The sequence below is a fragment of the Planomonospora algeriensis genome, assembly GCF_977012225.1.
Genome location: NZ_CDRNDK010000257.1, coordinates 1 through 9,122 on the forward strand (window position 1 = coordinate 1; position 9,122 = coordinate 9,122).

General features: G+C 73.7%; 8 protein-coding genes and 1 pseudogene. 2 read left to right on the forward strand and 7 right to left on the reverse strand.

What is annotated here, in order from left to right; genetic code table 11:
• Nucleotides 1-12: 12 nt before the first annotated feature.
• Genes ACWJ6R_RS23270 through ACWJ6R_RS23280 form a run of 3 tightly spaced genes read right to left on the reverse strand, consistent with a single transcriptional unit; the run spans nucleotide 13 to nucleotide 4,236 of the window.
• The gene (locus ACWJ6R_RS23270; protein ID WP_449064261.1) at nucleotides 13-687 is read right to left on the reverse strand and encodes a TetR/AcrR family transcriptional regulator; all 675 of its coding nucleotides are present in this window, start codon (nucleotides 685-687) and stop codon (nucleotides 13-15) included.
• A 13-nt stretch (nucleotides 688-700) separates the two neighbouring features.
• Nucleotides 701-2,434: an ABC transporter ATP-binding protein gene (locus ACWJ6R_RS23275; RefSeq protein ID WP_449064262.1), complete on the reverse strand. Its 1,734-nt coding sequence runs from the start codon at nucleotides 2,432-2,434 to the stop codon at nucleotides 701-703.
• Nucleotides 2,431-4,236 carry an ABC transporter ATP-binding protein gene (locus tag ACWJ6R_RS23280; RefSeq protein ID WP_449064263.1) on the reverse strand — a complete coding sequence of 602 codons (1,806 nt, stop codon included), beginning with the start codon at nucleotides 4,234-4,236 and terminating at the stop codon, nucleotides 2,431-2,433. The genes ACWJ6R_RS23275 and ACWJ6R_RS23280 overlap by 4 nt, the downstream gene beginning before the upstream one ends.
• A gap of 248 nt (nucleotides 4,237-4,484) precedes the next feature.
• On the opposite strand from ACWJ6R_RS23280, the gene ACWJ6R_RS23285 reads away from it, so the two are divergent.
• Nucleotides 4,485-5,147, forward strand: coding sequence for a potassium channel family protein (locus ACWJ6R_RS23285; protein ID WP_449064264.1), 663 nt, complete (start codon nucleotides 4,485-4,487; stop codon nucleotides 5,145-5,147).
• A gap of 365 nt (nucleotides 5,148-5,512) precedes the next feature.
• On the opposite strand, the gene ACWJ6R_RS23290 is transcribed toward ACWJ6R_RS23285, so the two are convergent.
• The 4 genes from ACWJ6R_RS23290 to ACWJ6R_RS23305 form a co-directional block, all read right to left on the reverse strand.
• Complete coding sequence (locus ACWJ6R_RS23290; protein ID WP_449064265.1) at nucleotides 5,513-6,136, reverse strand: TetR/AcrR family transcriptional regulator; 624 nt, start codon at nucleotides 6,134-6,136, stop codon at nucleotides 5,513-5,515.
• An 88-nt stretch (nucleotides 6,137-6,224) separates the two neighbouring features.
• Entirely contained in the window at nucleotides 6,225-6,530 is a 306-nt protein-coding gene (locus ACWJ6R_RS23295) for a sensor histidine kinase (protein ID WP_449064266.1), read from the reverse strand.
• Nucleotides 6,440-7,750, reverse strand: a complete 1,311-nt coding sequence (locus tag ACWJ6R_RS23300; RefSeq protein ID WP_449064267.1) for a histidine kinase dimerization/phospho-acceptor domain-containing protein — start codon at nucleotides 7,748-7,750, stop codon at nucleotides 6,440-6,442. Before ACWJ6R_RS23300 ends, ACWJ6R_RS23295 begins: the two co-directional genes overlap by 91 nt.
• A complete protein-coding gene (locus ACWJ6R_RS23305; protein WP_449064268.1) occupies nucleotides 7,740-8,414 on the reverse strand; it encodes a response regulator transcription factor in 675 nt (224 codons plus the stop codon). The genes ACWJ6R_RS23300 and ACWJ6R_RS23305 overlap by 11 nt, the downstream gene beginning before the upstream one ends.
• Before the next feature lie 220 nt (nucleotides 8,415-8,634).
• Between ACWJ6R_RS23305 and ACWJ6R_RS23310 the strand changes: the two are divergent.
• Nucleotides 8,635-9,122 (forward strand): annotated as a pseudogene (locus ACWJ6R_RS23310) (LolA family protein); the annotation flags it as partial.

A 9,122-nucleotide genomic window follows, 5' to 3' on the forward strand; every position in this document is an offset into this window, starting at 1 on the left:
GGAGGCGGCCGGTCAGCCGGCCTCGCGGGGAGCGAGCCGTACGGCGACGCCGTCCAGCACGAGGTCGAGCTTGCGGCCGAACCACAGCGCGGCCGGCTCGGACAGCGCGGTCCGCATGATGGGGGCCACGGCGTCGCCGACGGCCTCGGCCCAGGCGTCCGCCGTGCTCGTCCGGACGTCGGCGTCCCCGGCGGGGGCGTCCAGCTGCTTGCCCCGGCTGAAGACGTCGACGGTGAGGTCGAAGACGGCGTCCACCGCCAGGAACGCGTTCTCCGGGGTGAACCCGTAGTCGATCAGCTGCCGGACGGAGGCCCCGAAGCGCGCCATGATCTCCTCGGGGAAACGCGTCAGCTTGAGGAACTCCCTGACGAGACCGGGATGGGCCTCCAGCAGCCGCCACAGGACGCCGGCCTGCTCCGTGAGGTCCGTGCGCCAGCGCCCGGTCGGCTCCGGCCAGGCGACGTGCCGGAGGGCGCGGTCGATCGCCAGGATGACCAGGTCCTCGCGGTCCGCGACGTGGCGGTACAGCGCCGAGTGCGCGACCTGCAGCCGCTCGGCGACGGTGGAGAGGGTGAGGTTCTCGAAACCCACGTGCAGGGCGGCGTCGGCGATGGAGGGCCGGGTGATGCGCGCCGGGCGGCCCCGGGGGCGGCCCAGCACCCGCCACTGACGCGTCTCTTCGCTCATGTCTCCCGCTCCGTCAACCGGCAGGTCTCACCTCCTGCGCGAGCCGCCAGCCCGCGGCCCGCTCGCGTTCGCCCCAGAAGGCAGCGTACCGGCCGCCGCGCGCGAGCAGCTCGGCGTGGGAACCGCGCTCGGCGACGCGTCCGCCGTCGAGGACCACGATCTGGTCCGCGCTCGCGATGGTCCGCAGCCGGTGGGCGATGACGAGCAGGGTGCGGTCGCGGGCCAGGACCGCCAGGGCGTCCATGAGCACCGACTCGTTCTCCGGGTCGAGCGCCGCGGTCGCCTCGTCGAGGAGCACGATGGGGGCGTCCTTGAGGATGGCGCGCGCGATCGAGACGCGCTGGCGCTCGCCTCCCGAGAGCGTGGCGCCCGCTTCGCCGATCCGGGCCCGCCACCCGCCGGGCAGCCGGTCGACGATCTCGCCGACCCCGGCCAGCCGCCCCGCCTCCCGCACCTCCTCGTCGGTGGCGGAGGGGCGGCCGAGGCGGATGTTGTCCTCGACGGTCCCCTCGAACAGGTAGACGTCCTGGAAGACGATGGAGAGCAGGCCCATGAGCTCTTCGGGGCGGTAGTCGCGCACGTCGTGGCCCGCGACGCGGACCACTCCCGCGTCCGGGTCGTGGAAGCGGGCGATCAGCCGGGTGATCGTGGTCTTCCCGGAACCCGACGGGCCGACGAGCGCCGTCATCGTGTTCGGCTCGACGGTGAAGCCCACCTCGTGCAGGACCGTGCGGTCGTCGTAGGAGAAGGTCACCCCCGACAGCTCGACCGAGGGCTCCCCGGCGGCGGCGCCCTGCCCGGCGGGGAGCGGCGCGGTGGCGAGCACCCGGTGGATCCGGGCCAGGCTGCCGCGGGCCAGCCGCAGCTCGGCGCCGACGTCGGCCGCGGACAGCAGGGGCTCGGTGAAGCGCACGGCGAGCACGAGGACGCCGACGAGTTCCGGGACGTCCACCGAGCCGTCCAGCGCCAGGAGGCAGCCGGCGGTGAGGATGGCGGTGAACGCGAGCTGGACGGTGAGCGCGACCGAGCCCAGTCCGGGCAGCGTCGTCCTGAGCAGCCGCCGCAGCACCCTGTGCTGCCCGGCCAGCGCGTCGTCCAGCAGGCGGAAGCCCTCCCCGGAGTGCCCGAAGGCGCGCAGCACCGCCTGCTGCCGGGCGAACTCGACGACGCGGTCGGTGGCCTCGACGGCGGCGGCGTCCATGGCGGTGTCGCTCCGCTGGACCAGGGCCGCGGTCCAGCGGAAGGCCAGCCAGATCACCGGCGCGGTGGCCGCCGCGGCGAGGGCCAGCCGCCAGTCGAAGACGAACATGCACACCAGCACGGTCGCCGGGGCCACCACCGCGCTCACCACGACCTGGAGCAGATGGGCGGGGATGCTCATCACGTCCATCACCCCCTTGCCCGCGAGCTGGCCGAGCCGTCCCACGCGGTCGGCGCTGAACCAGCCGACGGGCAGCGAGGTGACATGGTCGCCGATGCGGTGGTACAGGCCGCGCAGCGCGGACAGCCCGACGGCGTAGCCGTACTGGGCCTGGAGGTAGAAGGCCACCGAGGTCGCGGCCACCGTCCCGGCGAACGCGGCCAGCCACGGCCCCGACGAGCCGCCGGACAGCAGGGCCCGCAGCACGGGGACGAGCATGGCGAACGCCATGCCCTGGAGCACCGCGTAGAGGACCATGGCGATCAGGTGACGGCGGAGGCGGTCGCCGTGTTCCGCGCCCAGGACGGCGGTCAGCTCACGGATCATCGGTGCGTCCAATCGTGTCGGGTGCCGCGTTCCTGGGCGGCCCACAGCCGGGCGTACAGACCGTCGCGTGCGAGCAGGGACTCGTGGCGGCCCTGCTCGACGATCCGCCCGCCGTCCAGCACCGCGATCCGGTCGGCGCCGGTGACGGTGAACAGGCGGTGCGCGACGACCAGCAGCGTGCGCCCGGCCACCAGGGTCGACAGGGCGTCCTGGATCGCCGCCTCCGACTCGGGGTCGGCGAACGCGGTCGCCTCGTCCAGGACCAGGATCGGGGCGTCGGCCAGCAGCGCCCGGGCGATCGAGAGCCGCTGCGCCTCACCGCCCGACAGGTGGGCGTCCTCGCCGATCACCGAGTCGTAGCCGCGGGGCAGGGCGAGGACGCGGTCGTGGATCTGCGCCGCCTTCGCCATCTCCTCGATCTCCCGCAGGCCGGCGTCGGGCCGGCTGAGCGCGATGTTGGCGGCCACCGTGGTGCGCAGCAGGTGCGCGTCCTGGAAGACGAAGCCCACCTGGCGGTACAGCTCCGCGGACCCGATGTCGCGGACGTCCTCGCCGCCGACCCGGACGGAGCCCGCGTCGACGTCGTAGAAGCGCGGGAGCAGCTTGGCGAGGGTGGACTTGCCCGCGCCGGACGGCCCGACCAGCGCGGTCACGGTGCCGGGCTCCAGGACCAGGTCGACGTCCCGCAGGGCGGGGGTCGTGCCGTCGTAGGAGAAGCACACCCGCTCGAACTCGACGCGGTGCCCGCGCGGAGGCCGGGGGCGGGCGGGCTCGGGGAGCGGCGCCGTGGCGAGCAGCCGGGCGACCCGGCCCGCGGCCTCGGCCGCGCGGCGCAGGTGCATCGACCCCATGTCCAGGACGAGGAAGGGCGCGGTGAGCCCGACGCCGACCAGCACGAAGGGGAGCACGTCCACCGGGGCGATCCAGCCCTGCGCGGTGAACAGCACGCCGCCCGCCAGCGCGACGAGGAGCATCGTGGGCGGGGCGATGAGCGCGGTGCTCACCCCGCTCAGCCGCACCATCGGCCGTACCCACGCCCCGAAGAAGTCGGCGAAGTCGTCGGCGGCCCGGGCGAACCGGCGGTAGGAGCGGCCCGCCTGGCCGAACGTCTTGATCACGGCGATGCCATGGACGAACTCGACCACCGCCGCGCTGATCCTGGTGTTGGCCTCGCTCCAGCGCCGCATCTGCTCGCCGTACCCGCGCATCATGATCGCGAATGCGGCGGCGAACAGCGGCACGGGGACCAGGACGACCAGGGTGAGCCGCCAGTCGACCCAGAGCAGGTAGGCCAGGGCCGCGAGCGGTGCGACGACGGCGGTGAGCAGGTCGAGCAGGGCGTGCGCGACCAGGTGGTGCATGTCCCGCACGTCGTCCTGGAGCGCCTTCTTGACCTGGCCCGAGTTGTGCGCGGTGAACCAGCCCAGGGGGACCTTCGACAGGTGGGCGGCCAGCCGGCGGCGCAGGTCGAGCTGGAGGTCGGCGTCGGCGAAGTGGCTGATCGCCCCCGCGACGCCGAAGGAGACGAACCGCAGGAGCAGCCCGGCGACCGCCGCCGCGGCGATCCCCCAGATCCTCCCCCGGTCGGCGGGGCCGGGGGAGAGCAGCTCGCGCGCGAGTTCGGCCACGCAGACGAACGGCACCAGGGAGGAGACCGCGTAGACGAGCTGCACGGCGCCCGCCAGCGCCAGCCGCCGCCGGACGGGGGCCAGCAGCGCGAGCAGGGCGGCGCGGTCCGGCGGTGACTCCGCACTGCCCGGCGCCGCGCGTTCGCGGATCTCCGCTTCGGCGGTGGCGGTCATGGCTGCCTCCAGGGGAAGGGGCGGACCGCCATTTTGTTACAGGCGGTCTTGAATAGGCAAGGTCTACCTAACAATGGCTTCGGTTGAAGGGGACGGTCCCGGGGTTCGCTACGGTGGGCGTGTCCACGGGCGCCGCCGCCCCGCTCCGGCGGGACCCGACGGCCGCGCCGCCCGTGTCCGCCGTTCCGGGCGGGGCGTGCGCGCCCCGTGACGGCATCCCCGTGGTGAACCCGAGGAGAGGACGATCGTTGCCTGACACGAGGAACGACCCGGTCGTGGTGATCGGGCTCGGCCGGTTCGGCAGCTCGCTGGCGGCGGAGCTCGTCCGGAGGGGCACCGAGGTGCTGGCGATCGACAGCCGGCCGAAGGTGGTGCAGAGCATGTCGGGCAGGCTCACCCACGTCGTCGCCGCCGACTCCACCGATCTGGAGGCGCTGCGCCAGCTCGGCGTGCCCGACTTCTACCGGGCCGTGGTCGCCATCGGCACCGACCTGGAGTCCAGCATCCTGACCACCTCCCTGCTGGTGGAGCTGGAGATCGAGGACATCTGGGCCAAGGCGATCAGCCGGGACCACGGGCGCATCCTGGAGCGGGTCGGCGCCCACCACGTGATCCTGCCCGAGCACGACATGGGGGAGCGGGTGGCGCACCTGCTCAACGGGCGGATGCTCGACTACATGGAGGTCGACGCCAACTACGCGCTGGTCAAGACCCGCCCGCCGAGGGACTACACCGGCGTGCCCCTCGGGGAGACCAACCTGCGCCGCAAGTACGGCGTGACGGTGGTCTGCGTCAAGAGCGAGGACGAGGAGTTCACCTATGCCGGCGCCGACACCGTCCTCGGCTACGGCGACGTGATCATCATCGCCGGGAAGATCGAGGACGTGGAGCGGTTCGCCGAGCTCCCCTGAGAAGGCCGGAGGCGGTCCCACCGGCGGGCCGGCCGGAGGAGCCGGACCGGAGTCGGACATGGCGGGAGCCGGGCCGGAGCCGGGCGGGAAGCGGGCTGGAGGCGAGAGGGGCGGCCGGTCGGAAACGGCCGGAACGGAGGAAGCAGCCGGAACGGAAGCGGGCCGCCCGCCTGGGGGGATAGGCGGGCGGCCCGGCCACGAGGCGGGGGGACGCCTCGGCGATGGTGGTTCCGGCCCCTCTCGCGAGGTCTCCCGGAGGAGGGGATGTCCCCATGGTGGCCTGTCCTGCCATTTACCGCAATATCCTGACTAAGGTAAACCAATCTGTTATGAAGGCCGTCCGGGGGCCGGGTCACGGCGAGGTGTCAGGGCGGGTCGCCGGGCAGGCCCAGGGCCTGGTGGGTCGTGCGGTGCAGGTGCGCGCGGAAGCGGCGCATGGCCCGGTGGTCGCCGGGGCCGCGACGGTCGCCCGCCTGGTCGAGCACGCCGCCGCGGGCGAAGCCGTGCGTGGACCAGATGACCGACCAGATCACGTACTCGACGTCGGCGTGCTCGCCGGCCAGGGGCAGCAGGGCGTCGGCGACGAACGAGACCACCGGCTGGACGTACTGCCGCTCCAGTTCGGTGATGTCGCCGGCGTCGGAGAGCCAGCGGTGCATCCACAGCGCCGGGACCTCGGGGTGCTCGGCGCAGAAGTCGACGTAGACGTCCAGGAGCCGGTGCGCGGCGGCGACCTTCCGCTCCGGCGGGGCCGCGGCCAGCTCCTTGACCGCCGCCTCCAGGACGGTCATCTCGGCCTGGTGGGCGCGTTCCATCACCGCGAGGTAGAGCTCGCGCTTGCCGCCGACGTGGTAGTTGACGGTGGCGATGTTCAGCCCCACGGCCTCGGCGATCTGCCGGGTGGAGGTGCCGTCGTAGCCGAGCGCGGCGAACAGCCGGGTCGCGGCGCGCAGGATCGTCTCCGGCTGGCCGCCGTCGGGGGAAGTCATGGAGCGACGCTAAATCCGGACATATCTGACAGTCAATCGCTTGATGGACAAGATACGGTCAAGGCCGTCTCGATCGGGACGGCGCAGGTCAGGAGAGCGGGAGGCGTACCACCGCGCGCAGGCCCGGGGCGGCGTCCTCCAGGTGCACCGCGCCGCCGTGCGCGTCGACCGTCTCACGGACGATCGCCAGACCCAGGCCCGCCCCGCCCTCGTCACGGCTGCGCGCGCTGTCCAGCCGGGTGAAGCGGTCGAACACCCGCTCCCGGTCGTCCTCAGGGATGCCGGGCCCGTCGTCGGTCACGGTCAGCACCGCGTCCGCGCCCTCGGTCCGCAGCTCGACCACCACCGGTGAGACGGTGTGCCGCAGCGCGTTGTCGACCAGATTGACCAGCACCCGTCCCAGATCCAGCGCGTCCCCGGCCACCACGACGGCCCCGCCGTCGGTCCTCCCGTCGTTGTCCCCGTCGTCCGGGACGGCCGGGGCGGCCCGCTCGGCGTCCCCGGGCCGCCGGGTCCCCCGTGCTTCGCGGGACCGCCGGTGATCCTCACCGCGACGGCTCCGCCGTACCGCTCGACGGTCTGCGGGACCAGTTCGTCCAACCTGACCGGTTCCCGGCGCGCGAGCGCGCCGCCCCGCTCGTCCAGACGCGCCAGCGCGAGCAGGTCCTCCGCCAGGCGGGTCAGGCGCGTGGTGTCCTCCAGCACACCCTCGGCGGTCTCCCGCCAGTCGTCCGCGCCGCCCGGATGGCCGAGCGCCACCTCCAGCTGGAGCCGGATGCTGGCCAGCGGGCTGCGCAGCTCGTGCGCGGCGTCGGAGACCAGGGAGCGCTGGCGGGCGTCGGCCCGCTCCAGCCGGTCCAGCATGGCGTTGAGCGTGGTGGCCAGGCTGTAGACCTCGTCGCGGGACTCGGGCACCGGCAGTCGGCGGGACCGAGCGGTGCCGGTGATCTCCTCGGCGCCCCGGCGCAGCGCGGTGATGGGCCGCAGGGTCCGGCCGACGATCACCCAGCTGACCGCGGCCAGCAGCACCAGCAGCAGGGGCGTGCCGACGAGCAGTACCCGCCCTGCGGTGGAGATGCTGGTCTCCACCTCGCTGAAGACCCGCGCCGCGATCACCGTCTGCCCCCGGTCCGCGCTGAGCACCCGCAACCGCAGCAGGTGCGGGATCCCGTACGGCTCGCCGCCCAGGAAGCGCCCTCGGCCCTCCGCCAGCGAGGCGGCCCGCTCCCGGGCGTCCAGCAGCGGCACGAGCCGGTCGGTGCCGGTGGTGGCGTGGGTGATCCGCCCGGCGGCGTCGATCACCTGGATCAGGGTGCCGTCGGGCGAGGTCAGCTCACCGGGCAGCCGCCCGGCGTCGGCGAGCGAGACCATCTCCCGGGCCCGCTGGTAGAGCGACTCGTCGATCCGGTCCAGCAGCGCCTGGGCCAGCACCCCCATCATCACGTAGGCGGAGACGGCCAGCGCCACCGCCAGCACCGCCGAGGCGACGGCGGTCAGCCGGAAGCGCAGGCTCCTGCGCCGCCACCACCCGGCCGTACGGCGGGCGCCCGCACTCCGCCTCCGCCCGTCGTCGCGGGCGTCCCCGCCGGGAGACCCGGAGGGCTCAGCCGCCATCGCCGGCCAGCCGGTATCCGGCTCCCCGCACGGTCTGCAGAGCGTTGCGGGAGAACGGCGCGTCGATCTTGCGGCGCAGGTAGCCCACGTAGACCTCGACCACGTTCGGGTCGGTGTCGAAGGTGTCCCAGACGTGCTCCAGGATCTCGGTCTTCGACACCACCTCGTCATGCCGGCGGAGCAGGTACTCCAGCAGGGCGAACTCCCGGGGCGTCAGCTCCACCGGCGTCCGCCCCCGGCTGACCTTGCGCCGGGCCGGGTCCAGCGACAGGTCCCCGGCCCGCAGCACGGCGGGCCGCCGTCCGGCGCCGCGCCGCAGCAGGGCCCGGAGCCTGGCCACCAGCACCACGTAGGAGAACGGTTTGGTGAGGTAGTCGTCGGCGCCCAGATCCAGCCCGTCGGCCATGTCGTACTCGCCGTCCTTGGCCGACAGCATCAGGATCGGCACCCAGTTCTCCTCGGCCCGCAGCTGCTTGCAGACGTTGTAGCCCGAGAGCCTGGGCAGCATGATGTCCAGCACGACCACGTCGTAGTCGCCCTGCCTGGCCAGGTGCAGGCCGTCCTCGCCGTCGTGCGCGAGGTCGACCGCGAACCCCTCGGCCTGCAGTCCGCGCTGGAGCGCCGCGGCCATCCGCCGCTCGTCCTCCACGACGAGAACCCTCATCCCTGCCTCCCTGCTGTCCGGCCCCCATCTTCGGCCAGTGCGGCTGAGAAGCGGCTGAGAACCCTGTGGGACCTCTCAGCTCGTCTCAGCTCCGGCACAGGAGCACCCGTGCAGGCTGCTGGTGAAGGCACAGAAGGACATGAAAGACATACCGTAAGGGAGTGACATGTCAGAGCAGGAACACCGGCCGGCCCGGAGAGGTCGCGCCGTGAGGTGGGGCGTGCCGATCGCCGCGGTCGCGGTGGTCGCCGGAGCGGTCGGCGCGGGCCCGGTCATCGCCGCGGTCCAGGGGGATCCGGTGCTGCCCGAGCGCACCGCCGAGCAGCTGCTCGCCGACGCCGTCCGGGCCGGCGAGTCCGGGCTGAAGCCCATGTCGGGCACCCTCATGCAGACCTCCTCCTTCGGCCTGCCGGGGCTGCCGCAGGTGACGGGGGCGGGCGGCAGCTCGCCCACCGCGCTGCTCGCCGGCTCGCACGAGCTGAAGGTCTGGTACGGCGGCGCCGACAAGGTCCGCCTGGCGCTTCCCGGCCGGATGAGCGAGACCAATCTGATCGTCGGGGGCGACCAGGCGTGGCTCTGGGAGAGCGCCGCGAACAGGGCCACCCGCATCAAGGTCGACGCCGCGGAGATCGCCGAGCACGGCGCCGCGCACGGGCCCGCGCACGGGCCCGGGCACGGGCCCGGGCAGGGGGCCGGGCAGCGCCCCGG

Coding starts and splice junctions, on each gene's coding strand:
- ACWJ6R_RS23270 (WP_449064261.1), bottom strand. CDS start 687: ATGAGCGAAGAGACGCGTCAGTGGCGGGTGCTGGGCCGCCCCCGGGGC.
- ACWJ6R_RS23275 (WP_449064262.1), bottom strand. CDS start 2,434: ATGATCCGTGAGCTGACCGCCGTCCTGGGCGCGGAACACGGCGACCGC.
- ACWJ6R_RS23280 (WP_449064263.1), bottom strand. CDS start 4,236: ATGACCGCCACCGCCGAAGCGGAGATCCGCGAACGCGCGGCGCCGGGC.
- ACWJ6R_RS23290 (WP_449064265.1), bottom strand. CDS start 6,136: ATGACTTCCCCCGACGGCGGCCAGCCGGAGACGATCCTGCGCGCCGCG.
- ACWJ6R_RS23300 (WP_449064267.1), bottom strand. CDS start 7,750: ATGGCGGCTGAGCCCTCCGGGTCTCCCGGCGGGGACGCCCGCGACGAC.
- ACWJ6R_RS23305 (WP_449064268.1), bottom strand. CDS start 8,414: ATGAGGGTTCTCGTCGTGGAGGACGAGCGGCGGATGGCCGCGGCGCTC.